Origin of the sequence: Enterococcus canis NBRC 100695 (assembly GCF_001544375.1) — a bacterium.
GTDB lineage: Bacteria > Bacillota > Bacilli > Lactobacillales > Enterococcaceae > Enterococcus_H > Enterococcus_H canis.
In genome coordinates this window covers 134,892-160,633 of the sequence record NZ_BCQJ01000001.1, presented here as the reverse complement: position 1 = coordinate 160,633, position 25,742 = coordinate 134,892, and the positions used below count along the sequence as shown (strand labels likewise).

22 protein-coding genes and 1 pseudogene are annotated in these 25,742 nt (G+C 42.5%); 20 read left to right on the top strand and 3 right to left on the bottom strand.

Translation table 11 applies throughout. The annotated features are described in order from the left end of the window. Positions 1-98: 98 nt before the first annotated feature. The 8 genes and pseudogenes from topA to ECA01S_RS00825 all read left to right on the top strand — a co-directional run bounded on the left by topA (position 99) and on the right by ECA01S_RS00825 (position 9,004). The gene (topA, locus tag ECA01S_RS00860) at positions 99-2,177 is read left to right on the top strand and encodes a type I DNA topoisomerase (RefSeq protein ID WP_067389668.1); all 2,079 of its coding nucleotides are present in this window, start codon (positions 99-101) and stop codon (positions 2,175-2,177) included. Next, a pseudogene (gene trmFO / locus ECA01S_RS00855) lies at positions 2,146-3,521 on the top strand (FADH(2)-oxidizing methylenetetrahydrofolate--tRNA-(uracil(54)-C(5))-methyltransferase TrmFO). The gene topA and the pseudogene trmFO overlap by 32 nt, the downstream one beginning before the upstream one ends. A 113-nt stretch (positions 3,522-3,634) precedes the next feature. Then, on the top strand, positions 3,635-4,246 hold the full coding sequence (locus ECA01S_RS00850) for a TetR/AcrR family transcriptional regulator (RefSeq protein ID WP_067389662.1): 612 nt from the start codon (positions 3,635-3,637) through the stop codon (positions 4,244-4,246). Between the two features lie 193 nt (positions 4,247-4,439). After that, entirely contained in the window at positions 4,440-5,345 is a 906-nt protein-coding gene (xerC, locus tag ECA01S_RS00845) for a tyrosine recombinase XerC (protein ID WP_067389659.1), read from the top strand. Positions 5,346-5,355: 10 nt separating this feature from the next. Further along, positions 5,356-5,904 carry an ATP-dependent protease subunit HslV gene (gene hslV / locus ECA01S_RS00840; RefSeq protein WP_067389656.1) on the top strand — a complete coding sequence of 183 codons (549 nt, stop codon included), beginning with the start codon at positions 5,356-5,358 and terminating at the stop codon, positions 5,902-5,904. A gap of 12 nt (positions 5,905-5,916) precedes the next feature. Then, complete coding sequence (gene hslU, locus ECA01S_RS00835; protein WP_067389653.1) at positions 5,917-7,308, top strand: ATP-dependent protease ATPase subunit HslU; 1,392 nt, start codon at positions 5,917-5,919, stop codon at positions 7,306-7,308. A 12-nt stretch (positions 7,309-7,320) separates the two neighbouring features. Then, on the top strand, positions 7,321-8,112 hold the full coding sequence (gene codY, locus ECA01S_RS00830) for a GTP-sensing pleiotropic transcriptional regulator CodY (protein WP_067389650.1): 792 nt from the start codon (positions 7,321-7,323) through the stop codon (positions 8,110-8,112). 16 nt (positions 8,113-8,128) lie between these two features. Next, positions 8,129-9,004, top strand: a complete 876-nt coding sequence (locus ECA01S_RS00825; RefSeq protein WP_067389647.1) for an aldose 1-epimerase family protein — start codon at positions 8,129-8,131, stop codon at positions 9,002-9,004. A gap of 33 nt (positions 9,005-9,037) precedes the next feature. Here the strand turns inward: ECA01S_RS00825 and plsY are convergent, their stop codons facing one another. Beyond that, on the bottom strand, positions 9,038-9,670 hold the full coding sequence (gene plsY, locus ECA01S_RS00820) for a glycerol-3-phosphate 1-O-acyltransferase PlsY (protein WP_067389645.1): 633 nt from the start codon (positions 9,668-9,670) through the stop codon (positions 9,038-9,040). Between the two features lie 108 nt (positions 9,671-9,778). On the opposite strand from plsY, the gene ECA01S_RS00815 reads away from it, so the two are divergent. From ECA01S_RS00815 to ECA01S_RS00770, 10 genes are all read left to right on the top strand, one after another. Next, the gene (locus ECA01S_RS00815) at positions 9,779-10,195 is read left to right on the top strand and encodes a CoA-binding protein (protein WP_067389642.1); all 417 of its coding nucleotides are present in this window, start codon (positions 9,779-9,781) and stop codon (positions 10,193-10,195) included. 175 nt (positions 10,196-10,370) lie between these two features. Further along, complete coding sequence (gene parE / locus ECA01S_RS00810; protein ID WP_067389639.1) at positions 10,371-12,404, top strand: DNA topoisomerase IV subunit B; 2,034 nt, start codon at positions 10,371-10,373, stop codon at positions 12,402-12,404. 5 nt (positions 12,405-12,409) lie between these two features. Then, complete coding sequence (gene parC / locus ECA01S_RS00805) at positions 12,410-14,848, top strand: DNA topoisomerase IV subunit A (RefSeq protein ID WP_067389636.1); 2,439 nt, start codon at positions 12,410-12,412, stop codon at positions 14,846-14,848. Positions 14,849-15,130: 282 nt separating this feature from the next. Next, positions 15,131-17,359 (top strand): formate C-acetyltransferase, encoded by a 2,229-nt coding sequence (gene pflB, locus ECA01S_RS00800; protein ID WP_067389633.1) that lies wholly within the window; start codon positions 15,131-15,133, stop codon positions 17,357-17,359. Between the two features lie 109 nt (positions 17,360-17,468). Next, positions 17,469-18,230 carry a pyruvate formate-lyase-activating protein gene (gene pflA / locus ECA01S_RS00795; protein ID WP_067389630.1) on the top strand — a complete coding sequence of 254 codons (762 nt, stop codon included), beginning with the start codon at positions 17,469-17,471 and terminating at the stop codon, positions 18,228-18,230. An 88-nt stretch (positions 18,231-18,318) separates the two neighbouring features. Next, positions 18,319-19,248 (top strand): manganese-dependent inorganic pyrophosphatase, encoded by a 930-nt coding sequence (locus tag ECA01S_RS00790; protein WP_067389628.1) that lies wholly within the window; start codon positions 18,319-18,321, stop codon positions 19,246-19,248. Between the two features lie 71 nt (positions 19,249-19,319). Continuing rightward, positions 19,320-19,949, top strand: coding sequence for an HD domain-containing protein (locus ECA01S_RS00785; RefSeq protein WP_067389625.1), 630 nt, complete (start codon positions 19,320-19,322; stop codon positions 19,947-19,949). Then, positions 19,946-20,701 (top strand): DUF1803 domain-containing protein, encoded by a 756-nt coding sequence (locus ECA01S_RS00780; protein ID WP_067389621.1) that lies wholly within the window; start codon positions 19,946-19,948, stop codon positions 20,699-20,701. Before ECA01S_RS00785 ends, ECA01S_RS00780 begins: the two co-directional genes overlap by 4 nt. A 19-nt stretch (positions 20,702-20,720) precedes the next feature. Continuing rightward, positions 20,721-21,560 carry an alpha/beta hydrolase gene (locus tag ECA01S_RS00775; RefSeq protein WP_067389618.1) on the top strand — a complete coding sequence of 280 codons (840 nt, stop codon included), beginning with the start codon at positions 20,721-20,723 and terminating at the stop codon, positions 21,558-21,560. Between the two features lie 256 nt (positions 21,561-21,816). Beyond that, positions 21,817-22,281 carry a hypothetical protein gene (locus ECA01S_RS00770; RefSeq protein ID WP_143139557.1) on the top strand — a complete coding sequence of 155 codons (465 nt, stop codon included), beginning with the start codon at positions 21,817-21,819 and terminating at the stop codon, positions 22,279-22,281. A gap of 28 nt (positions 22,282-22,309) precedes the next feature. Here the strand turns inward: ECA01S_RS00770 and ECA01S_RS00765 are convergent, their stop codons facing one another. After that, complete coding sequence (locus ECA01S_RS00765; RefSeq protein WP_067389612.1) at positions 22,310-22,948, bottom strand: hypothetical protein; 639 nt, start codon at positions 22,946-22,948, stop codon at positions 22,310-22,312. Positions 22,949-23,067: 119 nt separating this feature from the next. Next, on the bottom strand, positions 23,068-23,625 hold the full coding sequence (locus tag ECA01S_RS00760; RefSeq protein ID WP_067389609.1) for a DUF2179 domain-containing protein: 558 nt from the start codon (positions 23,623-23,625) through the stop codon (positions 23,068-23,070). Between the two features lie 122 nt (positions 23,626-23,747). On the opposite strand from ECA01S_RS00760, the gene ECA01S_RS00755 reads away from it, so the two are divergent. Further along, entirely contained in the window at positions 23,748-25,178 is a 1,431-nt protein-coding gene (locus ECA01S_RS00755; RefSeq protein ID WP_067389606.1) for an amidase family protein, read from the top strand. Positions 25,179-25,301: 123 nt separating this feature from the next. Then, the gene (locus ECA01S_RS00750) at positions 25,302-25,727 is read left to right on the top strand and encodes a hypothetical protein (protein ID WP_217994731.1); all 426 of its coding nucleotides are present in this window, start codon (positions 25,302-25,304) and stop codon (positions 25,725-25,727) included. The last annotated feature ends 15 nt before the right edge of the window (positions 25,728-25,742 follow it).

Sequence of the window (25,742 nt, the reverse complement as noted above, 5' to 3'; positions counted from 1 at the left end):
ATGATTGTCTACGATTTGTTGGAAGAGAATTACATATAATAGAAGAAACTCGGTTTTTTTCGAAAAACCAGTCCATTTTGAAAGGAGCCACCTTATTTATGGCATATAAGTACTTAGTGATTGTGGAATCTCCAGCTAAGGCAAAAACGATTGAAAAGTATCTCGGACGAAACTACAAAGTCATGGCCAGCGTTGGTCATATTCGCGATCTTCCAAAAAGTAAAATGGGAATCGACATTGAAAATGATTATGAACCACATTACATTTCTATCCGCGGCAAAGGCGATGTAATCAAAAGTTTGAAAACAGCAGCTAAAAAAGCAGATAAAGTCTTTCTCGCAGCCGATCCGGACCGCGAAGGGGAAGCAATTGCTTGGCATTTAGCCTATTTATTAGGCTTGGATCTCAAAGATAAGAATCGGGTGGTCTTTAACGAAATCACTAAAGATGCGGTTAAAGCGGCCTTTAAAGAACCACGGACCATTAACGTTGATTTAGTAGATGCTCAGCAAGCACGGCGGATTTTAGACCGTTTAGTTGGTTATTCCATCAGTCCAATTTTATGGCGCAAAGTCAAAAAAGGACTAAGTGCCGGTCGGGTACAGTCTGTCGCCTTAAAAATGATTATTGACCGTGAAAAAGAAATTCGGGAATTTATTCCAGAAGAGTATTGGAGTATCGATGGTAATTTTATGAAAGGCCGCAAGAAATTCAAAGCGAACTTCTGGGGTGTCGACGGTAAAAAGCATAAGCTGAAAAATGCTGATGATGTCAAAGAAATTACCAAACGAATCAATTCAAAAGACTACGATGTCACAAAAGTTGAAAAGAAGGAACGCAAACGTAATCCAGCGCTACCTTTCACTACTAGTAGCATGCAACAAGAAGCAGCTCGGAAAATCAACTTCCGTACCCGCAAAACCATGATGGTTGCGCAACAGCTTTATGAAGGAATCAATATCGGGAAAGAAGGTACGGTGGGGTTAATCACCTATATGCGTACCGACTCGACACGGATTGCAGACAGTGCAAAAGCCGAAGCTGCTAGCTTTATTGAAGATAGTTATGGCAAAGAGTTTTCAGCTCACGGTGGTGGGAAAGTTAAAAATGCGCAAGGGGCCCAAGATGCCCATGAAGCGATTCGTCCTTCCAGCGTAATGCGGACGCCTGATTCTTTAAGCAAATACTTAGACAAAGATCAAATGAAGCTTTACTCATTGATTTGGTCACGCTTTGTAGCTAGTCAAATGACACCGGCTGTTCTAGACACGATGAAAGTAACTTTGGCGCAAAATGGTGTGATTTTTATCGCTAATGGTTCCAAAATCAAATTCCCAGGATTTATGAAGGTTTATGTTGAAGGTCGCGATGATGGTAAAGAAGACAAAGAAAATATTCTGCCTGAGCTGGTTGTAGGCGAACAGGTTACTTCTGTCGATATCGAACCAAAACAACACTTTACACAGCCACCTGCTCGTTTTAGTGAAGCAACCTTGATTCGTACCTTGGAAGAAAATGGTGTAGGACGCCCATCTACCTATGCGCCAACTTTGGAAACAATCCAACGGCGTTACTATGTCAAACTGACTAATAAACGCTTTGAACCTACTGAGTTAGGCGAAATTGTCAACTCCCTAATCGTAGAATTCTTCCCGAATATTGTGGATGTTCATTTCACTGCTGGGATGGAGACGGACCTTGATAAAGTAGAAGAAGGGCAAGAAAAATGGGTGAAGGTCGTTGACCGTTTCTATAAACCATTTGAAAAAGAACTAGTAAATGCCGAAGAAAAAATCGAAAAAATTCAAATCAAAGATGAACCAGCTGGCTTTGACTGTGATGTTTGCGGACATCCAATGGTCATTAAACTAGGGCGTTACGGCAAGTTTTATGCTTGTAGCAACTTTCCTGATTGCCGCAACACCAAACCAATTGTTAAAGAAATTGGCGTGATTTGTCCGGTATGTCATGAAGGCCAAGTCATCGAGCGCAAATCGAAGAAAAACCGTTTATTCTACGGCTGTTCTCGTTATCCAGATTGTGATTTCACCTCTTGGGATAAACCAGTTGGTCGTGACTGTCCAAAATGTGGGCAATATCTGGTTGAGAAGAAAGTCAAAGGTGGTAAGCAGGTTGTCTGCATTAATGGAGACTACGAAGAAGCTGTCCAAAAATAACAGAAGCAGTGAGAACGAGCTCTTCTGAGGAGGAATACTATGTCAACTTATCCAACAGTAAATGTAATTGGTGCCGGTCTAGCCGGTAGTGAAGCCGCTTGGCAAATCGCCGAAGCAGGCGTCCCTGTGCGTCTTTATGAAATGCGTCCAGTGAAACAAACGCCTGCGCACCATACTGAAAATTTTGCGGAGTTAGTGTGCTCTAATTCCCTTCGTGCCAACGGCTTAACCAATGCCGTTGGACTTTTGAAGGAAGAAATGCGCCGCATGGACTCTGTCGTGATTGGAGCAGCTGATAAAACAGCAGTGCCTGCTGGGGGCGCCTTGGCGGTGGATCGTGATACTTTTTCACAAGAAATCACCAGTCGCATTAAAAATCATCCGCTAGTAATGGTAGTAAACGAAGAAATCACCAGTTTGCCAGAAGGGATTACCGTTGTGGCAACCGGACCGCTGACTTCAGAAGCATTAGCGGAAGCAATCCAAGAATACAATGGCTCTGAGGGTTTCTACTTTTACGATGCAGCCGCACCCATCATTGATAAAAGCACAATAGATATGGATAAGGTCTACTTAAAATCGCGTTACGACAAAGGCGAAGCAGCCTACCTTAACTGTCCTATGACAGAAGAAGAGTTCAATGCCTTTCATCAAGCGCTGGTTTCTGCCGAGGTTGCGGAACTAAAAGCTTTTGAGAAGGAAAAATATTTTGAAGGCTGTATGCCGATTGAAGTAATGGCCGGACGTGGTATCAAAACAATGCTGTTTGGCCCAATGAAACCGGTGGGCTTGGAAGACCCTAAAACTGGGAAACGTCCTTATGCTGTGATCCAATTGCGACAAGATAATGCAGCAGCATCGCTATATAATATTGTTGGTTTCCAAACTCATTTGAAATGGGGCGAACAAAAACGGGTGTTCCGCATGATTCCTGGACTAGAAAATGCGGAATTTGTCCGCTATGGTGTTATGCACCGTAATAGCTTCATGAACTCACCAGAATTGTTGAAAGCCACTTATCAATCCGTTAATCGGGAAGATTTGTTCTTTGCCGGTCAAATGACTGGGGTGGAAGGTTATGTCGAAAGTGCAGCTAGTGGCTTAGTAGCCGGACGCAACGCGGCTCGTTTAGCAAAAGGACTCGCACCCATCACTTTACCTCGGGAAACGGCGATGGGGAGTATGGCTTACTACATCACCCATGCAGAAGGCAAACATTTCCAACCAATGAACGCTAACTTTGGCTTGTTACCAGAACTTCCAGAACGCATTCGTGACAAACGTTTACGTTACGAAGCACTTGCTGAACGAGCTTTGGAAGCCCAAACTGCCTATCTGAAATAAATTCTATGTGAAGAGATTGGGATATGACTTTTTGAGTTATGTCTCAACCTCTTCATTTTTATGTTGCGAAAGTGACAAGGTATCACTACAATAAAGGAAGGGAGGCGAAGAAAATGCCCAGTAAAACCTTTTTAAATCTGCCAGAAGCTAAAAAACAAAAAATTATGGATGCTGCCTTGCATGAATTTTCAGTGCGTCCAGTGGAACATGCAAAGGTTTCCAATATTATTAAAGAAACCGGCATTTCCCGGGGAGCTTTTTATAAGTACTTTACGGATATCACAGACTTGTATCAGTATTTTTATGACTCAATCAAACTAGACGCCCACCAAAAGCTATATGATGCGTTGACTAGTACCAATGGCGATATCTTTGCGGCCTTAGACTACTTTTTCGAACATTTGTTGGAGTATTTTGACAGTACGAAATATAAACAGTATTTCAAAGTAATGATTTTAGGGATGAACTCGTTTACCGAAGAGAAATATATGCCTGGCTTTAGTGGTGGGCATCAAGTACAGGAGCATTTCAAACGAATGCTGAATCTAGAGACGTTAAAAATTGATTCAGATGAAGAATTTACCTTATTCTTGGCTTTCTTAACGGATATGATGCATGACTTATTGAAACGACATTTTATGGAAGACCATACCGTGGCTGAAACGTTGCAAGCCTATCGCATGCGGAGTCACTGGTTGCAAGATGGTGTCAAAAAACGAGGGTAACCTCGTTTTTTTGTTGCACAGACAGAGCAAGACGACGAAAGAAAAGTGTTTTTTTCGTCAAAATGGCTAGTATTCTTAACAAAAACTTTTGAATTGTGAACTTATTTAGAAATATTAGTTAAATTCTGACAATTCATTTGTCTTTTGATCGTCTGTTATGTTAAAGTATTTTTGTACTGAAAGGAAGAGGCTGATGGCAACTGATAACTGGATCGATTTATTTCTGCAATATTTGATCGCCGAGCGTAATTATTCCCCTAAGACGCAAGAAGCATACGGTGAAGACATCCGTGATTTTGTGGCTTTTTTAGAAGATACCGGGGATAGTAATTACTTGTTGATTGAGCATACTGATGTTCGCATTTACTTGGCGTATTTGCACGATCAGGAATATAGTCGCAATTCCATCAGTCGGAAAATTGCGAGTCTCCGCTCTTTTTATCAATTTTTGTTGAAAAACGAAGTGGTGACAGAGAATCCCTTTTCTTATGTTCATCTCAAACGAAAGTCCTTGCGACTCCCACGCTTCTTTTATGAAGAAGAGATGAATGCCTTGTTTGACAGTGTTACTGGTGATAGTCCGCTGAGATTGCGTGACCGGGCCCTTTTGGAAACGCTTTATGCAACAGGGATGCGGCTGAGCGAATGTGCTGTGTTGACCATCAATCAAATTGATTTTGATCATCAGATTATTTTAGTCCATGGGAAAGGTAACAAAGAACGTTACGTCCCCTTTGGCAGCTTTGCGGCAGATGCTTTGACCGAATATTTGGAGCAGGGCCGAGCTGTCCTTATGAAAAAGTACCGTAAGGAGCACAAGATCGTCTTTGTGAATCACCACGGGGAGGCAATTACACCGACTGGTATTGAATATGTCATGAATCAAATCATCAAGCGCAGTACCTTAGCCGGTGATATCCATCCTCATATGCTGCGACACACCTTTGCAACGCATCTGTTGAACAATGGTGCCGATATGCGGACAGTACAAGAACTATTGGGCCATGCGGATCTCTCGACAACGCAGATTTACGCCCATGTTACAAAAGAGAGCTTACAAAAAAATTATCGAACATTTCATCCCCGAGCAAGGGGCTAGGAGGAACATCATGGTAGAATCACAATTTCACTCCACCACGATTTGTGCGGTCATGAAAGACGGCAAATTTGCAATGGCTGGTGACGGACAAGTTACAATGGGCGAGCAAGTCGTCATGAAGGGCACTGCTCGTAAAGTACGGCGCATCTATAACGATGAGGTCGTTGTAGGATTTGCCGGTAGTGTGGCGGATGCTTTCACACTAGAAGCTAAATTTGAAGGAAAACTAAACGAATACAATGGAAATTTGACTCGAGCAGCCGTAGAACTAGCTCAAGAATGGCGGACAGAGCGGGCCATGCAGAAACTGGAAGCCATGCTGATTGTTATGAATAAGGAAGAAATGCTTTTAGTATCTGGAACCGGCGAAGTAATTACACCAGATGATGGTATTTTAGCGATTGGTTCAGGTGGCAATTTTGCGTTGTCGGCTGCCCGTGCGATGAAACGTTATGGTGGAGAAGCCATGACGGCTCGTGAAATCGCCGAAAATGCCTTGAACATCGCTGCTGACATTTGTATCTTTACCAATCACAATATTATTGTGGAAGAAATATAAGAGGGACCGATTATGACAGAAATGACGAAATCACCAAAAGAAATCGTAAAAGAATTAGACCAGTATATCATTGGGCAAGACGCCGCTAAACGTTCAGTTGCGGTGGCCTTGCGGAATCGCTATCGCCGCTTGCAATTGGAGGCGGAGATGCAGCAAGAAATCACACCTAAAAACATTTTAATGATTGGCCCAACTGGTGTGGGTAAGACGGAAATTGCGCGACGGTTAGCACGTATTGTCAAAGCACCTTTTATCAAAGTTGAAGCCACCAAATTTACGGAAGTCGGCTATGTTGGCCGTGACGTCGAATCTATGGTGCGTGATCTAGTAGAGGCTGCGGTTCAAATCGTTGAAAAGGAACAGTACAGTCGCGTTTATACTCGGGCAGCTAAAGCGGCGAATAAGCGTTTAGTCAAAGCCTTGGTACCAGGCATTAAAAAAGAGAAAAAAGCCAGTGGCAATCAATTTGAAGCCATGATGCAAATGTTCAATGCTCAAAATCAAGAACCACAAGAAGAGGTTACGGAGGAAATCAAAACGAACCGTACAGCTATCTTGGCCCAACTCGAAAAAGGACTGTTAGATGAACGGGAAGTAACGATTGAAATCGAAGAGCCTAAAAAAACCATGCCTACTATGAACAATGGTTTGGAACAAATGGGCATTGATTTAAACGAAACACTAGGTGCCTTGTCGCCTAAGAAAAAAGTATCACGGACGATTACGGTTAAGGAAGCCCGCGAATTATTAATCACGGAAGAATCCGCTAAATTAGTCAATGACGCGGATATTGCTAGTGAAGCAATTCGTTTAGCTGAATCCAGTGGGATCATTTTTATTGATGAAATCGACAAAGTAACCTCTAAATCGCAACAATCCGGCGAAGTGAGTCGCGAAGGAGTCCAACGGGATATCCTGCCAATCGTTGAAGGTTCGCAAGTCAATACGAAATATGGCGCTATTCAAACAGACCACATTCTATTTATCGCTTCTGGCGCTTTCCATCTTTCAAAACCAAGCGATTTGATTCCTGAGCTGCAAGGTCGTTTCCCAATTCGGGTGGAACTGGATGATCTAACAGCGGAAGACTTTGTTAAGATCCTGACAGAACCTAATAACGCCTTGATTAAACAATATATGGCCTTAATTGGGACTGAAAACGTCAAAGTTACTTTTACCATTGAAGCAATCGAACGTATCGCGAATATTGCCTTCAAGGTCAATCGGGATACGGATAATATCGGTGCACGCCGCTTACACACCATTTTGGAACGCTTATTAGAAGATTTATTGTTTGAAGCGCCGGACATGCAAATGGGTGAAATCACGATTACTGAAGGCTATGTCAATGAAAAACTAGGAGATATCGCGCAGGATGAAGATCTTAGCCGTTATATTCTTTAAAGGAGTGGGAAAATGGAAAGTTTGTTAGAAAAAACACGCCAGATCAATAAGCTACTGCAACAGAAAAACACTTTTTCGCAGGAAGCTGATCTACCATACGACCAAATGGCTTTGATTTTAGGTGATATTTTGGAATGTAACACGTATATTATTAGCGTGGATGGGGATTTGTTGGGGTATAACGAAAAATTAGATGTGAACAATGACCGTATCAAGCATATGTTTGAAGAAAAGAAATTTCCGCAAAGTTATACAGATGCGGCAGGCGATTTGAAACGGACACGGGAAAATATTCCCATTACTAGTGACTTGACGGCTTTTCCAATCGAATCACGAGAAAAATATCCATTTGGTGTAACAACGATTGTTCCAATCTTTGGTGCAGGAGAGCGGTTAGGCACGATTATTTTAGCCCGAATCAATCACAACTTTGATGATGACGATTTAGTATTAGGGGAATATAGCGCCACCGTAGTTGGAATGCAGATTCTTTATCAGCAATCTCGCCATATTGAAGAGGACGTACGCAGCGCAACAGCGGTGCAAATGGCCATCAATACGTTATCTTACAGTGAGTTAAAAGCTGTTAAAGCTATTTTTGAAGCCTTAGACGGGGAAGAGGGTCGGCTGACTGCTTCTTCCATCGCTGACGAAATTGGTATCACGCGTTCTGTTATTGTAAATGCTTTACGAAAACTAGAGTCTGCTGGTATCATTGAATCAAGATCTCTTGGTATGAAAGGTACTTACTTGAAGGTCTTAAATCCGCGTTTTATCGCGGCTTTAGAAAAAGAACGAGTTTAGAACTGGAGGGTACGAAATGACGATTCTGATTGAAAACGACCAACTGAAGGTAACGATTGCCGAACACGGGGCGGAACTTGTCAGCTTGATCAGCAAAGAAACAGGTATTGAGTACATTTGGCAAGCCGATCCGACTTATTGGGGCAGACACGCACCAGTATTGTTTCCCTTTGTTGGCCGTCTCAAAAATGATCAATATACGTACCAAGGCCACACCTACCACATGGGACAGCATGGCTTTGCTCGTGACATGGACTTTACGGTGATTGAGCAAGGTGCTGAAAGTGTGGCACTTTCTCTGAAAAGTACGCCAGAAACCCGCAAAAATTATCCTTTCGATTTTGAACTGATCATCCGCTATGAACTAGGTGGCGATGGGGTAGTAACCCATTATCAAGTGCAAAATACCGGTAATGACACGATGTACTTTTCGATCGGGGGACACCCAGCTTTCAATGTACCTTTAGAGGAAGGCTTGACCTTTGAAGACTACTTTTTAGCATTTTCACCCATGAAGTCGCGGATTCGACTTCCGTTAAATGGACCATACATTGATTGGGAGCAGAAAACCTTAGGGCAAACCAATACAAGCTTCAAGCTGACCCGCGAAATGTTTAAGGATGATGCGGTCATTTTTGAAACAAAAGGCTTAAACGCTTTTTCGGTCCGGAGTGAAAAAAGTCCTCATAGTCTGACATTGAGCTACAACAATTTACCGTATGTCGGGTTTTGGTCGCCTTATCCAAAAGAGGCACCGTTCGTGTGTATCGAGCCTTGGGCGGGAATCGCCGATACCATGGATACAACTGGTGAATTAATCGATAAAAAGGGCATTCAAACATTGGCTCCCGAAGAACTGTATCAAACCAAATATAGTATTACAGTTAAATAAAAATGAGCAGATGCCGTTATGGGCATCTGCTCATTATTTTTTTTTCGAAGAATTCAAGCCAAAAGGTACGCGGCTTTCAGTTCCGTCTTTGATACGCTGGATGTTTTCGCGATGACGATAAAAGATAAAAACCGTCACAGCTATCGCAATAATTGTTAAGAGTGGATCAAAATGCGGTAAAATTTGAGGGAAAATAAATGGTACAAGAATGGTTGAAAGAGTAATCAGAACCGCACTGATCATACTGGTCAGACTTACCATACTAGTCAAAAATAAGGTAATGACAAAAATAGCAGAAGAATAAAGAAAGAAAACAGGATTGTAGCCTAACAACATCCCCGCGCTAGTTGCGACCGCTTTTCCGCCTTTGAACTGAGCAAAAATTGGGAAGGTATGGCCTAGAATTGCAAAAACACCAAACCACAGAGGGTTGATTGATACATGAAACAGCAACGGCAGACAAGTAGCCAATGTCCCTTTTAAAATATCCATACATAAGACGATAATGCCTGCTGTTTTCCCCAGCACACGAAACGTATTCGTTGTTCCTGTATTTCCTGAACCAAATTGGCGGATATCCTTTTTAAAAAGCAGTTTTCCCACCCAAACACCGGAAGGGATCGAGCCAAGTAAGTACGCACAGAGAAAGAGCGCGACTATTTTCATGAAAAAACCTCCTAGATTTACTTCGATTCATTCTATCATGAATAATAAGACGGAACAATATACATTCCCATTTCAAACGAGTATAATCACACTTAAGGAGTGAGACAAATGACATTTCAAAACCCTCAGCAAGACGTAATTAAAGGTTACTTAGCGGATGCGAAAAATATCGCAGTCGTCGGCTTAAGCGATAACCCGGATAAAACAAGTTATCGAATTGCTGCCTTATTGCAAGACCACGGTTATAAAGTTTTTCCGGTAAACCCTACTAAAGTTGGTCAAACGATTTTAGGAGAGCCTGTCGTTGCGAAACTGACCGACTTGACGGAACCAATCGACGTCGTGGATATTTTCCGACGTAGTGAGTTTTTACCAGCAGTCGCAGAAGAATTCATCCAAACTAATGCCAAGGTCTTCTGGGCGCAATTAGGTCTAGAAAATGATGAAGCAGCGGCTATCTTAGCTAACGCTGGTCGCCATGATGTGGTGATGAATCGTTGTATCAAAATTGAGTTAGCGCGTTAATGATCAAATTGAGGTTTCCTGCGGGAAGCCTTTTTTTATTGCGACTAGACAAAGCAGTAAAAAAACAGTAGGATAAAAAGCGAATATACGTTCTCTTTGTGGAAACGGCCATTTTAGAGTATGATAGTTACGATGCGGCGCTTGTCGCGGGAATTCTAGATAAGGGGTTTTTAATTTGACGGTCAATGAATATAATGATGCATCGATCCAGGTCCTCGAAGGACTGGAAGCAGTGCGTAAACGACCAGGCATGTATATCGGCTCAACTGACGGCCGCGGCCTGCACCATTTGGTCTATGAAATCGTAGATAATGCAGTAGATGAAGCATTATCTGGCTACGGAAATGAAATTAGCGTTACCATCAATCATGATAACAGTATCACTGTCACGGACTCAGGACGCGGGATGCCTACTGGTATGCACGCATCGGGCATTCCAACGGTTGAAGTAATCTTTACAGTCCTGCACGCCGGCGGGAAGTTTGGCCAAGGCGGTTACAAAACCTCTGGCGGTCTTCACGGCGTGGGGGCCTCCGTCGTAAATGCCTTATCCAAGTGGCTTGAAGTCCGAATCGTACGTGATGGCGTTGAGTATATGGAACGCTTTGAAGATGGCGGGAAGCCGCGGGGTGGCTTGAAAAAGGTCGGCAAAACCAAGAAGAAAAATGGAACTATGGTTACGTTCTTACCGGATGACACCATTTTTTCTACTACAAAATTCTCTTATGATACTTTAGCAGAACGTCTGCGGGAATCCGCCTTCTTGTTAAAGGGCGTCAAAATTACTTTGACAGATCTCCGTGAAGAACCTCGTGAAGAAATCTTCCATTACGAAGAAGGGATCAAAGAGTTTGTTCAGTATTTGAATGAAGAAAAAGATACTTTAACACCGGTGGTTTATTTCTCAGGAGCCAAAGAAGGAATCGAAGTTGAATTAGCCTATCAATACAACGACGGTTATTCTGAAAACGTCCTATCCTTCGTAAACAATGTGCGTACCCGCGATGGCGGTACCCATGAGGCTGGGATGAAAGCTTCCATGACGAAAGCCTATAATGAATATGCGCGTAAAGTCGGCTTGTTGAAGGAAAAGGATAAAAACTTAGAAGGTAGTGACTTCCGTGAAGGATTGGCAGCCGTCTTATCCATTCGCGTACCAGAAAACCTGCTGCAATTCAAAGGACAAACGAAAGAAAAGCTAGGTACACCAGCTGCTCGAAATGTCGTAGATGCGGTAGTAGGGGAACAATTAGGTTTCTATCTTCAGGAAAATAGTGAAATGAGTCAAATGCTGGTACGGAAAGCCGTCAAAGCACGGGAAGCACGGGAAGCCGCCCGCAAAGCGCGGGAAGAAAGCCGTAATGGTAAAAAACGCAAAAAGGGCGAATCCTTACTTTCTGGAAAATTGACACCGGCTCAATCACGCAATCCCAAACGCAATGAGTTATACCTAGTGGAGGGTGACTCAGCTGGCGGTTCGGCTAAACAAGGCCGTGACCGAAAATTCCAAGCGATTTTGCCGCTACGTGGGAAGGTCATCAATACTGAAAAAGCAAAAATGCAGGATATTCTGAAAAACGAAGAGATCAATACGATGATCTATACGATTGGAGCCGGTGTCGGGCCAGAATTCACCATTGAAGACTGTAACTATGACAAGGTCATTATTATGACCGATGCGGATACCGATGGGGCCCACATTCAAGTGTTATTATTGACTTTCTTTTACCGGTATATGAAGCCTTTGATTGAAGCGGGTAAGGTTTATATTGCACTGCCTCCTCTTTACAAAGTATCGAAAGGCGTTGGTAAGAAGCAAGTAGTGGAATACGCCTGGACGGATGAAGAGCTGCAAGCAGTGATTCAAAAAGTCGGTAAAGGCTATATGCTGCAGCGTTATAAAGGTCTTGGGGAAATGAATGCGGAACAATTATGGGAAACGACGATGGACCCGGAAACGCGGACACTGATTCGGGTGCGTATCGACGATGCTGCCCAAGCAGAACGCCGTGTTACCACTTTAATGGGTGACAAAGTCGAACCGCGCCGCAAATGGATCGAGCGTCATGTCCAATTTACGCTGGAGGAAAATGGCAGTATTTTGGAACGGCCCGACGACGAGCATTTACCACAGGTTTCACCTGTCGTTGAAACAGAATTAGCTGAACAACCGGTCGCAGAATCGATCAGTTTATTTGATGAGGAGTGAGTAGAATGGAAAAACACGCGATCCAAGAGCTGACGCTTGAGGAAGTGATGGGGGACCGTTTTGGTCGCTATTCAAAATATATTATCCAGGAACGTGCGTTACCAGATATCCGTGACGGACTTAAACCCGTACAACGTCGTATTCTGTTTTCTATGAACAAAGACGGCAATACTTTTGAAAAAGCCTTTCGTAAGTCAGCCAAATCAGTAGGGAATGTCATGGGGAATTATCACCCCCACGGCGACAGCAGTATCTATGAAGCCATGGTACGCATGAGTCAGGATTGGAAACTACGGGAAACCCTGATTGAGATGCACGGAAATAATGGTTCCATGGACGGCGATCCACCCGCTGCGATGCGGTATACGGAGGCGCGCCTTTCAGAGTTAAGTGGCGAATTATTGAAGGATATCGAAAAAGAAACAGTGGAATTTGTCTGGAATTTTGACGATACCGAAAAAGAGCCAACTGTTCTACCTGCTAAGTTTCCTAACTTGTTAGTCAACGGTTCAACCGGAATCTCGGCCGGATATGCTACTGAGATTCCTACCCATAATTTGGCCGAAGTGATTGACGGCACGATTTACCTGATTGATCACCCACAAGCTACCACCGAAAAATTGATGGAATATATTCCAGGACCAGATTTCCCCACCGGCGGTATTTTACAAGGGAAAGAAGAGCTGAAAAAAGCTTACGAGACCGGGCGCGGAAAAGTTATTCTGCGTTCTAAAACGAAGATTGAACCTTTAAAAGGCGGTAAACAACAAATCGTAGTTAGCGAAATCCCTTATGAAGTCAATAAAGCAGTCTTAGTGAAAAAAATTGATGAGATTCGTTTGAATAAAAAAATCGATGGCATCGCCGAAGTACGAGATGAAACCGACCGAACTGGTTTACAAATCGTAGTGGAATTGAAAAAAGACGTCAATGCTGAAGGTATTTTAAACTATTTGTTCAAAAATACCGAACTGCAAGTCAATTACAACTTCAACATGGTGGCAATTGATAATATGACGCCTCATCAAGTGGGCTTAAAGCGTATTTTAGAAAGCTATGTCAGTCACCGCAAGGAAGTCATCACCAAACGCAGTGAGTTTGAATTAGCCAAAGCACGTAAACGTCAGCATATCGTGGAAGGTTTAATCAAAGCCCTCTCCATCTTAGACGAAGTGATCGCGGTAATTCGAGGTAGTAAGGACAAGAAAAACGCTAAAGAAAATCTCGTTTCCAAATTCCAATTTACTGAAGAACAAGCAGAAGCAATCGTAACCTTGCAGCTATATCGCCTGACTAATACGGACATCACGCAATTGGAACAGGAAGCTCAAGAGCTGTCTGAAACCATCCAAGCTCTACAAGAAATTTTAGGGAATGAACGCAGTCTCTTCCAATTGATGAAAAAGGAACTGCGGGAAGTCAAAAAGCAATATGGCAATCCACGCCGGACACAGCTTGAGGCAGAGATCACCGAAATCAAGATTGAAACGGAAGTATTGGTGGCACCAGAAGAAGTTATTTTGACTGTGACCCACGAAGGTTACGTGAAGCGCTCTAGCTTACGTTCTTACAGCGCTTCCTCACCAGAAGAAATTGGTATGAAGGAAGGGGACTTCCTTTTGTATAGTGGACAGGTCAATACCTTGGATCACGTTTTATTGTTCACGAACAAGGCCAATGTCATCTATCGTCCCGTCCATGAATTACCGGATTTACGTTGGAAAGACGTTGGGGAACATATTTCACAAACGATTCTGAATCTAGGCATGGATGAATCAATCATCGCGGTTTTCCCATATAAGGAATTATCTGAAGAGAAGAACTTTGTTTTTGCTACTCGTGATGGCATGATCAAGCAAACCAAAATGACGGAATTCGAACCTTGGCGCACCTATAAGAGTCGCCCAGTTGCTTCCATGAAATTAAAATCACCAGAAGATCATATTGTTGCCGTCTTTTTAAATGAAGGAGAGCAGGATGTCTTCCTAGTGAGTCATCGAGCTTTCGGCTTGCGTTATCCACTTTCTGAAGTACCGGTGGTTGGCAGTAAGGCTGCCGGCGTCAAAGCCATTAACTTAAAAGATGGCGATCATGTGGTAGGGGCTGCTCTGGTTCATCCAGAAGGTGATACGCCTGTAACGATCATTAGCCAACGAGGCGCAGTCAAACGCATGTTAGCGCAAGAATTGCCACAGTTAGGACGCGCCAAGCGCGGCTTAATGGTCCTACGAGAATTGAAGAAAAATCCGCATCGGGCCGTTTATATGGGTGCCGATAATGAATTGCCGCTGCTGGTCACTACTCAAAAGGGCACGCAGCATATCTTAGATAGTACTCAGTATCCAATCAGTGATCGAACATCTAACGGTTCGTTCCTAATTGATGAAAAAACTGAAGGGCAAGTGTATGAGGTCCATCAAATGCACTCCGCAAGTGTTATATAGAAAATAAAATAGCAGCTATCTGTATTAGTACAGATAGCTGCTATTTTTTTAATTGTTACAATAAGCTTAGAAAATAATAAGTTTAATTAGAATATCTTTTCACAAAAAAGAAACCTTGAGAAATCAAGGTTTTCTTGTGATTTTTCGGTCAATCCCAAGATAACAGTTGCGATTTTATAAAATCGGTTCCACAAACTCTTGCAATTCTCTTGTGATGTGTTATACTTGTCCCGTAAAGCTGTTACATATGAGAAATCATATCAATTAAGGAGGGTCCATTAAATGGAACAATGGAATGGATTTAAAGGCAAAGCTTGGAAAGAAGAAGTAAACGTACGCGACTTTATTCAAGCAAACTACACACCATATGATGGTGATGACTCTTTCTTGGCTGGCCCAACTGAAGCAACAACTCAATTGTGGGACCAAGTAATGGAATTGAACACACAAGAACGTGAAGCTGGCGGCGTCTTAGACATGGATACAAAAGTTGTATCTACAATCACTTCACATGGCCCTGGCTACTTGAACAAAGATTTAGAAACTGTCGTTGGTTTCCAAACTGAGAAACCTTTCAAACGTAGCTTACAACCATTTGGTGGTATCCGTATGTCTGAACAAGCTGCTGAAGCTTATGGCTACGAAATCGACTCTGAAGTTTCTCACATCTTCCGCGATTACCGTAAAACCCATAACCAAGGGGTATTTGATGCATACACACCAGAAATGCGCGCTGCGCGTCGTTCAGGTGTTATCACAGGTTTACCAGATGCTTACGGCCGTGGCCGGATCATCGGTGACTACCGTCGTGTCGCTCTTTATGGGGTAGATTACCTAATTAAAGAAAAGAAAAACGACTTAGCAAACTGCGGTAACGGTACAATGTCAGAAGACATTATCCGCCAACGTGAAGAATTAAATGAACAAATTCGTGCTTTAGCTGAATTGAAAGAATTAGGAAACATTTATGGTTTCGATATTTCTCAACCAGCTGCTAACGCAAAAGAAGCTTTCCAATGGTTATACCTAGGTTACTTGGCTGCCATCAAAGAACAAAATGGTGCGGCAATGTCTCTAGGACGTACTTCTACTTTCTTAGATATCTACGTTGAACGCGACTTAGCTAGCGGCGTGATTTCTGAAGACGAAGCACAAGAAATCGTGGACCACTTCGTAATGAAACTACGTTTGGTTAAATTTGCACGGACACCTGATTACAATGCATTATTCTCTGGCGACCCAACTTGGGTTACAGAATCAATCGCCGGTGTTGGTGAAGACGGACGTCACATGGTTACTAAAAACAGCTTCCGTTTCTTACACACATTAGCAAACTTAGGACCAGCTCCAGAACCAAACTTGACAGTTCTTTGGTCAACTCGTTTACCACACAACTTCAAAACTTTCTGTGCGAAAATGAGTATCCAAACATCTGCTATCCAATACGAAAATGACGATGTAATGCGTCCTCATTGGGGCGACGATTACGGAATCGCATGTTGTGTATCTGCTATGCGTATTGGTAAACAAATGCAATTCTTCGGCGCTCGTGCTAACTTAGCTAAAACTTTGTTATACGCGATCAACGGTGGGGTAGATGAAAAATCTAAAGCCCAAGTCGGACCTAAATATCAACCAATCACTTCTGAATATCTAGAATACGATGAAGTATTGGCTAAATATGACACTATGATGGACTGGATCACTGAACTTTACGTGAACACTCTAAACATCATCCACTACATGCACGACAAATATTCATACGAACGTATCGAAATGGCTTTACAAGATACTGATATCTTGCGCACGATGGCAACTGGTATCGCTGGCTTCTCAGTAGCAGTTGACTCTTTATCAGCTATTAAATACGCTAAAGTTCGTACAATCCGTGATGAAAATGGTATCGTTGAAGATTACGAAATCGAAGGCGACTATCCTAAATATGGTAACAACGACGACCGTGTAGACGATATCGCTGTTACATTATTGAAAACATTCATGACAAAAGTTAAACGCAACAAAACTTACCGTAACTCTAAACATACGACTTCAATCCTTACGATTACTTCTAACGTTGTTTATGGTAAGAAAACTGGTAACACACCAGACGGACGTCGCGCTGGCGAACCATTCGCACCAGGTGCTAACCCAATGCACGGCCGCGACAGCCATGGCGCTTTAGCAAGTCTTTCTTCTGTTGCGAAATTACCATATGACTACTCATTAGATGGTATTTCTAACACATTCTCAATCGTACCTAAAGCTTTAGGTCGCGATATGGATACACAAGAAGAAAACTTAGCAACAATGCTTGATGGATATGCTAAAAAAGGTGGTCACCACTTGAATATCAACGTATTCAACCGTGACACTTTATTGGATGCACAAGCTCATCCAGAAAAATATCCTCAATTAACAATCCGTGTTTCTGGTTACGCAGTTAACTTCATCAAGTTGACGAAAGAACAACAAGATGACGTAATCAAACGTACTATGCACGAATCTATGTAATCTCGTTACAAATGGTGGGCGGATGGACTTAGTTCCATTCGCTCTTTTTCTCGCAACATCTGCTACCAGAGCTCGACTCTGATCATATATATCAAAGGAGAAGATCCAAATGACAGAACCTACACTAGGCTATATCCACTCAACGGAAAGCTTTGGCTCCGTAGATGGACCAGGGATCCGCTTTATCGTTTTTACACAAGGCTGCCGCATGCGCTGCCAATTTTGCCATAATCCGGATACTTGGAAAATCGGCACTGGCACACCAAGAACTACTGATGATGTATTAGAAGAAGCATTGAAATATCGTGAGTATTGGGGCGAAAAGGGTGGTATCACAGTCAGTGGCGGCGAACCGCTGTTACAGTTGGACTTCTTGATCGAGCTCTTCCAAAAAGCTAAGGCTGAAGGTGTTCATACAACCATTGATACTTGCGGGAAACCTTTCACTTATGAAGAACCCTTCTTCAGTAAGTTTGAAGAATTGATGCAGTATACTGATTTGTTGTTGTTCGATATCAAACATATTGACAATGCGCAACACAAGCTGTTGACGACGCAATCAAATGATAATATCTTACAAATGGCCGAATATTTATCTAAAATTGGCAAACCTGTTTGGATTCGCCACGTCCTCGTTCCTGAACGTAGTGATTATGACGAATACCTGGTTCGTTTAGATGACTTCATCAAAACGTTAGACAACGTTGATAAAGTAGAAATCTTGCCTTATCACACAATGGGTAAATACAAATGGGATACGATGGGGCTAAAATACCCGCTAGAAGGTATCGAACCACCCACAGAAGACCGCGTGACTAACGCGAAAAATCTGTTGCATGTTAACGATTATCGCGGCTATTTGAACCGTTAATTTCAAAAGGAAAAGAGCGAAAAATCATTGCTCTTTTCCTTTTTTTTGTTATGATAAAGGGTGAGAATCACATCGAGGAGGAGTTATTATGTCAAAAATCTTTGTTTTCGGACATCAAAATCCAGATACGGATGCGATTGGCGCTGCCATTTCATTCGCTTATTTACAAAAGGAGTTAGGGAAAGATACAGAAGCAGTTGCTTTAGGACGCCCTAATGAAGAAACGCAATACGCTTTAGACTACTTTGAAGTTGAAGCACCACGAATTATTGAAAGCGTGAAACCAGAAACAGATAAAGTCATGCTAGTGGACCATAACGAATTTCAACAAAGCGCCTCTGATATTGCAGAAGTATCGATTTTAGCAGTTGTTGACCATCACCGTATCGCCAACTTCGAAACGGCTGATCCTTTGTATTACCGTGCCGAACCAGTTGGCTGTACCAGCACGATTGTTTTGAAACTGTACAAAGAAAATAACATTGTCGTGCCCAAACCAATCGCTGGGATGATGCTTTCAGCTATTGTTTCAGATACCTTGTTGTTCAAATCACCAACTTGCACGCAAGAAGACATTGATGCCGCGAAGGAATTAGCGGATATCGCGGAAGTCGACTTAGAGGGCTATGGTTTAGACTTATTAAAAGCTGGTACCAACCTTGCTAGCCGCACAACCTTCGAATTATTAGATATGGATGCTAAAAGTTTCCCAATGGGCAGTAAAAATGTCCGGATCGGCCAAGTCAATACAGTTGATATTGATGAAGTAATGACGCGTCAAACGGAATTAGAAACTACTATGCAGGCTGAAAATGCAGCGAAGGGCTACGACCTCTTCTTATTCGTCGTAACCAACATTTTAACGTCTGATTCTGAACTGCTAGCAATTGGTAGTGACTTAGACAAAGTCGAAAAAGCCTTCGGTATCACATTAGTGAACAACCGCGCGGCTTTACCAGGCGTTGTTTCCCGCAAAAAGCAAGTCGTACCACCACTAACAGAAGCATTTGCTGAATAATACCTGATTACTGCCGGAATGTCCCTGAGCTAGCGGATATTCCGGTTTTTATCATTGAAGGAGCGTTTACTTTGAATAAACAAGAACAAGCTTGGGCTTATACGGAAAAGCAGTTGGCCAATGATACTTCTGGTCACTCATTGGATCACATTCGCCGGGTAGTCCATCACGCCAAACAAATTGCCGCAACCGAAACAGTCGATAATGAGGCTGTCGTACTAGGTGCGATTATCCATGAGGCGCTTGATGATAAACTTGTCGCTGATGCAGCGCAAGCTAAGTCTGATTTTACGGCTTTGTTAGCGGACTTAGCGCTGACAGAAACACAACAACATATTTTATGGGAAGTTGTGACGAAAACTTCTTTTTCAAAAAGTGTCGGTCAAAATTGGCAGCTAACCAAAGAAGCGCAAATCGTTCAGGACGCTGACCGCTTAGATGCAATTGGGGCTATTGGGATTGGCCGTGTCTTTTATTATGGCGGCAGCAAAGGTCATTTGTTTGTCAAACCCAGTCAAGAGGTAACAGAATCGACCAGCTATCAACGGACCAACGTGGTGTTGGATCACTTCGATGAAAAATTGCTAAAATTGAAAGATATGATGAATACACCTGAAGGTCACCGCTTAGCAACTATCCGCCACGATCGGATGGTTCGCTTTTTGGCCGAGTTTAATGAGGAGTGGGGGGAGCAGGCGTGAAAATCTATGCCAGTCCCAACTATCAACGGCTCTTAGCACACCCGCTTTTTGAGAAAGTAACGGATTATCTATTGGAAAAGCCGGCTGCTACTTTAAGAGAATTAAAGAGCCAATTTGACCAAAAGGGCTTTGATCACTACCTTGATACGCTAGTCCAAGCAGGGTTAGTCCAGCGTGCTGAGCGTCGCTATCAGCTAGCATTTCCTCTCTACAAGGAAGTTCCTTTAGTTAAAAGTGAGCCTAATCTTGATTTAGCTAGTCTTCTAAAGCTACAAGAGACAATCCAAGATTATTTCTTCGCAGTAGCTGATGATTCACCAGCGGCAGCCTTTATGCAAACACGTTACGGACTTGCTGAGCTTCATTCTGACAATTTGACTTGGGTATATATAGGACCTGAAACAGATGAACCCAACATTCCAATTTATTTTCAACAGCTTGCTCAGGAAAAACGCCCAAACCAGACGTTATATGATTTACTGGGAGATGTGGATCCACACTATTTCATGCGGCAAATTGAAAAAGTATTACCAACTTACCAAAAGGGAAGAATACCTAAGCGCCCCTCTATCTTTTGGGATGCTTTAACCATGGATGCTCACTTGGAAATTCAACCATTCCCTCTATCAACAGCAGAATCGCCTGCTGCAGAAAATGCTTTTTATACCTTCGCGCGATTGGACCAGCAGTTACGGCACTTTGTCGCAGCACATGACGCGACCATCCTAGATTGGTTGATACCATCAGAATAAGGAATAGGAAGTAGAGTAGATGAAGAAAAATAAATTTTGGCTGATAAGTATGGTACTTATTCTAGTAGCCTGTCTGTTAGGTGCCTTTCTATGGGATTTCAAAACGCTGGGGGAGCCTGATCAGACGACAAAAACAACCGTCGGAATTCCTACCCTGTTTATTCCAGGATACGAAGGGAATCGTTATTCTTTTGGAAGAATGATCAGCCGTTTTGAGGCCGATGGCGTGGCCGAAAAAGCCATGGTGATCGAAGTCAAAGAAAACGACGAGTTGGTGGTAGAAGGAAAGCTGCAGGGAAAGAATCCTATGATTCAAGTCCTATTTGCTGACAATCAGATGGATGAGCTGCAGCAAAGTTTAGCTATCCTGACAGTCATGGAGTATCTGGACAGCTTAGGTGTTGAAAAAGTAAATTTTGTGGCTCATTCTATGGGTGGTGTTTCTGTATTACGTTACTTAGTCGAGTACTATAATCGGATTGTACCGGAAACGGTCTCTTTTGTAAGTATCGCCGCGCCTTTCAACGATTTAGAGGTATCGGAGGATACGGAAGAAATCTTTGCCTATGAGCTGACCGAAGCAGGTCCTGAAGATGAGGCACCGATTTATGAATATTTTGATGAAAAGATGAAACATTTAAGTCCTGATTTACGGGTTCTCAATATCGCAGGAGATTTGGAGGACGGCACGGATTCTGACGGCAGTGTCTCATTCCATAGTAGTTTTGCTTTAGATTTTCTACTAGAAGAAGACGTTGACTACACACCACTTTTGATCAAGGGTGAGGCCGCTGGACACTCTGCACTCCATGAAAATTCACAAGTCGATAAAGCCATTAAAGATTTTTTGTGGCATTAGATTATTCTAATAATTAACAGGTGTTTATTAAAACACCTGTTTTTATTTGTATTTGGATGTTTTCGTTCTTGATATAACAACAACAATGTCTAAAACTACCGTAACATAAGTCTTTATAGTTACTGTTCTTAAAAACTATCGTTCTTTAATTTCTGTAATAAAAACAAAAAAATCGGCAAAAAATTATACATTTTCATTGCTAATATTAAAATAAAATGATAATATTATTACAGAAAGAGAAAAAAGGATGGGGAAAATGGAAAATAAAAAATCAGTTACTCTAATGGCAACGCCAGCAAAAATTAAAAAAATTCGTGAAGAAGCAAAAGTGATTTCTTTTGTTTCACAAGAAAAGTTAGCAGAAGCTCGTAAGCAATTGACTGATGCCGGTTTTGACGGTGAACACTACGCGGATGGTGAGTTGATCCACGCGATTCGCTTACAGGAAAAAACAGAAGCTGCGACAGTGGTGCCCATCATTATTGACTGGATGATGCGTCATAATGTGATCCAAACTCCTCATCAGGCCTTGGATCATTTGCATCAGCATGATCGCGTTCAACAGGAACTGACTTTTAAACTAGTCGGAGAACTAGATCATGACCATAACGGCTATTTTTACTTAGTTGTCGCAACGAAAGTTGAAACACCGAAGAAAATTGAATCCTTATACAAAGTCTACACAAACGGTATCATCCGTGAAATGTGGATGGAAAACTAAATTAAAAAGAGATGTGCTAATAACAGGACTAGCACATCTCTTTTTCTATTGGATAGGTTAATTGGAAGACACCCATAATGGCGTTAAAAATGATTACCGTGAAGAGATTAATCTGCTCAGCAAACACCAAAGAGGTGAGGGGAGCGAGAATAGTCAGCAGCGTGCCAATAATCATACCGGCTAATCCAATTGCCGCAAACTTACCGAACCAACCAAAAGAGCGGTCAAGAGAGGCACAGGTAAAGAGAAAGAATGCAGTGGTGGCCAATAGAACGACACAGCCGGTAATCAGCATATACAAAACATCTAGCAATAGGTAGCCATGATTAAATTCCGTCAGCCCAAGAACGATAAAGACAAGTACCTGCATGATCGCAAAAAGACGCGCGCCATCACGAAATAGCCCCGGCATACTTTCGCGAAAATAGAAATAGAAATTGATAGAAAAAAGTGTCGCAACCACTCCGTAAGCCTTAGCCAAAAGCGTTGGGGAGTTAGGGCGCCCAAAACGTACTGGATCTAAATCTGATAATACATGAGTCAAGGGGCTGATAGTCATCAAATGACTCTCAAAAAACAAATGACAAAGTAGCAGTATTAGCGCCAAAATCCCTGAAAAGCCAGCATAGCGCCAATGAGCTGCGTGAATTCGTTTCACAGTCTCCATGAACACTCCTTAATTTATTATACTAATATTGTTATTTTATAATAAAGCGTTTACTGAATCATCATAACAAAAAAACCTGTTCCTGTCGATATTTAATAGACAAGATCAGACTTTTTTTGTTATTGTCCTACATTATTTTCTTGTCGGCGGCGCCGAACTTTCTTTGTCCAAAAACCACCTGAGATGAATTTGGGCTCATAAGAAATAATGAAGGCTTTGCTATCTAGGTCCTGAATCAGTTTATAAAGTGTGCGTTCACTTTTTCGCGGGGACAGGATTTCCATCACTAAACGTTCGCCTTCGCGTCCTTCCGCATGAGAGACCGTAACGCCGTAGCCATTTTCTCGTAAAATTCGCGGCATATTTCGTTCTTCTGTCGTCTGAGGCAGAATTACAGTTACCATGATGTAGCCTAATGCCAGCTTGTCTTCAATCTTTATGCCCACTGAGATCCCAACAGCATAGCCTAATGCATAAACAACTAAGTTGATTGGATTGTCCAGGCGATTCAAAACCATGGAAAGACCTAAAACATAAATCGTGATTTCTGCCATACTGACTAATGGCGCTAATAGGCGATAGCCCTTCATCGTTAGCATAAAACGGATCGTATTTAGGGTAATGTACGCAAAGTTTACCACAAAAATCATCAATAACATCGGAATATCAATTGCCATAATGTCTCGCCTCTTTCCTTCACTACTTCCACCATAGCAAACAAAAGCGATTTTGAAAAATCAAATAGCTTAAACAGAGGAATCTATCAAATTCGGGTATAATAAAGGTAGGAGGGATGACGATGCAAGATGCAACTTTTTGGCACCAGCAGATGAAAGCAAAAAAATTATCACCATTGGAATTTTTAGAAGAGACGATTCAGAAAATCAAAGAACGAAATCCTGAAATCAATGGTTTGGTGGATTTTGACGAAGCGGCGGCTGTCAAAGCCGCACAAGCGCCGCAAGATTGGTCAAAGCCATTTGCGGGATTACCGATTCCTTTAAAAATATTAGGTCAAGATAAAAAAGGGTGGTCCAATACGATGGGCTCCCGTTGGCTGTCTCATAGTCGTGCCAGCGAAACTGATTATTTTGTCCGACAACTGCAGCAATCCGGGTTTTATCCAGCTGGACAGAGTAATACCCCTGAATTTGGCTTACAAAATACAACGGCACCACTTTTGTATGGCGCAGCTAAAAATCCTTGGAATACCACCTTCAGCCCTGGAGGCTCTAGTGGAGGTGCTGCGGCCCTCGTAGCAGCTGGGATCTTCCCGATTGCGGCTGCTAGCGACGGTGGCGGCTCAATACGAATACCAGCCTCTTTTACCGGCTTGATTGGTTTGAAACCAACCCGTGGCCGTATGCCTGTTGGACCAGGTACTTGGCGTAGCTGGCAAGGTGCTGCAATTGCCTTCGCCATGACAACTTCTGTACGCGATACTAGCCGCTTACTAGAAGCTATGCAGGTCGTTCAAGCACCTGCGGCTTACCAAACGCCCCTGCTGGATTTTAACGCACCTGTCAAAAAGCAGTTGAAAATTGGTTTCTATACGACATCGCCAGTACAAACCGTTGTTTCAGAAGACGCCATTCGCGTCACACGAGAAGCTGCTACTTTCCTAGAAAAACAAGGGCATCAAGTAGAAGAGATTTCTTATCCTGTTGATGGCGATGCCTTGATTCGTAGCTACTATCTAATGAACGGGGCTGAGATGCGAGGGATGTTTGAAGCAATTGGCCAAACCATGGGGCCAGTCACTAAAGAAAATATCGAGCCGATGTCTTGGGTTTTAAACGCCTATGGGAAACAAATCCCAGCAACTGACTATCTCAAAGCATTAGCCTTGTGGGATCAAAGTAGTGCCGTGATGGAAACACTCTTTACGGAATACGATGTGATTTTATCGCCAACCACGGCTCAACATGCACCTAAAATAGGGGAGGATTTAGTTAAAATTCCCAAAGAAACCTTATTAGCTGCAGATGACATGCGTCTTCCAGAGCTGGATGAGTTAGTCTATCAGATGTTCGCACCTAGCTTGGCATACTCGCCTTACACGCAATTAGCCAACTTAACAGGCGAACCTGCCATTAGTCTGCCAACAGGTTTGACAGACATCGGGTTACCAATTGGAATCCAATTACAGGCAGGGAAGGGTCAGGAACGAACCTTATTGATGTTGGCCGAAACTTTCGAAAGCGCTGGTCAATTCCATTTAGCAAATTAATGAACCAGAAAAGCACCTTTGAATAAAAAAACACTTAATAAAGTTATTTTGATTCCCAATTTCACACTTTCATTGTATAATTAGATTATGATTAGCAAAGGGTGAAATTATATGAATAATAAAATGAGGTTATTTCAAGGGTGTCTTCATCTGATTGTTGCCACCATCGCCATTTACGGAGGTCTTGCTGCTATTTTAGATCCAGCCGGACAGTGGAGCCAAATCGTCGATACGACTTTTATGATGGAGCCGTTTCAGGATCATCTGTTACCAGGTCTATTGTTATTTTCTATTTTAGGGATTGGTAATCTATTGGCCGCTGCCATTGACGCACTGAATTGGTGGTTTTATCCCTATATTTCTGTGGGGTTAGGGATTGTTCTAATGATTTGGTTAGGTGTTGAGCGTATGTTATTAAGCACCTTTTATGTGACCGAGTTTTGGCTATTAGGCCTCGCCATATCCCAAATCGTTTTAGGCTATCTTAGTATGAAGAAATTAGCAATCCTCCCAAAACAATTAGGGGTAACCAAACGAATCATTGAGTAAACTGTCGAATTCGCT

What these genes read in the sequence shown, in the direction of transcription:
- pflA (WP_067389630.1), top strand. Translation starts at nt 17,469, where the DNA reads ATGACAGAACCTACACTAGGCTATATCCACTCAACGGAAAGCTTTGGC.
- plsY (WP_067389645.1), bottom strand. Translation starts at nt 9,670, where the DNA reads ATGAAAATAGTCGCGCTCTTTCTCTGTGCGTACTTACTTGGCTCGATC.
- xerC (WP_067389659.1), top strand. Translation starts at nt 4,440, where the DNA reads ATGGCAACTGATAACTGGATCGATTTATTTCTGCAATATTTGATCGCC.
- ECA01S_RS00775 (WP_067389618.1), top strand. Translation starts at nt 20,721, where the DNA reads ATGAAGAAAAATAAATTTTGGCTGATAAGTATGGTACTTATTCTAGTA.
- ECA01S_RS00755 (WP_067389606.1), top strand. Translation starts at nt 23,748, where the DNA reads ATGCAAGATGCAACTTTTTGGCACCAGCAGATGAAAGCAAAAAAATTA.
- hslU (WP_067389653.1), top strand. Translation starts at nt 5,917, where the DNA reads ATGACAGAAATGACGAAATCACCAAAAGAAATCGTAAAAGAATTAGAC.
- ECA01S_RS00825 (WP_067389647.1), top strand. Translation starts at nt 8,129, where the DNA reads ATGACGATTCTGATTGAAAACGACCAACTGAAGGTAACGATTGCCGAA.
- ECA01S_RS00750 (WP_217994731.1), top strand. Translation starts at nt 25,302, where the DNA reads ATGAGGTTATTTCAAGGGTGTCTTCATCTGATTGTTGCCACCATCGCC.
- ECA01S_RS00790 (WP_067389628.1), top strand. Translation starts at nt 18,319, where the DNA reads ATGTCAAAAATCTTTGTTTTCGGACATCAAAATCCAGATACGGATGCG.
- parC (WP_067389636.1), top strand. Translation starts at nt 12,410, where the DNA reads ATGGAAAAACACGCGATCCAAGAGCTGACGCTTGAGGAAGTGATGGGG.
- topA (WP_067389668.1), top strand. Translation starts at nt 99, where the DNA reads ATGGCATATAAGTACTTAGTGATTGTGGAATCTCCAGCTAAGGCAAAA.
- codY (WP_067389650.1), top strand. Translation starts at nt 7,321, where the DNA reads ATGGAAAGTTTGTTAGAAAAAACACGCCAGATCAATAAGCTACTGCAA.
- pflB (WP_067389633.1), top strand. Translation starts at nt 15,131, where the DNA reads ATGGAACAATGGAATGGATTTAAAGGCAAAGCTTGGAAAGAAGAAGTA.
- ECA01S_RS00760 (WP_067389609.1), bottom strand. Translation starts at nt 23,625, where the DNA reads ATGGCAATTGATATTCCGATGTTATTGATGATTTTTGTGGTAAACTTT.
- ECA01S_RS00815 (WP_067389642.1), top strand. Translation starts at nt 9,779, where the DNA reads ATGACATTTCAAAACCCTCAGCAAGACGTAATTAAAGGTTACTTAGCG.
- ECA01S_RS00765 (WP_067389612.1), bottom strand. Translation starts at nt 22,948, where the DNA reads ATGGAGACTGTGAAACGAATTCACGCAGCTCATTGGCGCTATGCTGGC.
- hslV (WP_067389656.1), top strand. Translation starts at nt 5,356, where the DNA reads ATGGTAGAATCACAATTTCACTCCACCACGATTTGTGCGGTCATGAAA.
- ECA01S_RS00770 (WP_143139557.1), top strand. Translation starts at nt 21,817, where the DNA reads ATGGAAAATAAAAAATCAGTTACTCTAATGGCAACGCCAGCAAAAATT.
- ECA01S_RS00850 (WP_067389662.1), top strand. Translation starts at nt 3,635, where the DNA reads ATGCCCAGTAAAACCTTTTTAAATCTGCCAGAAGCTAAAAAACAAAAA.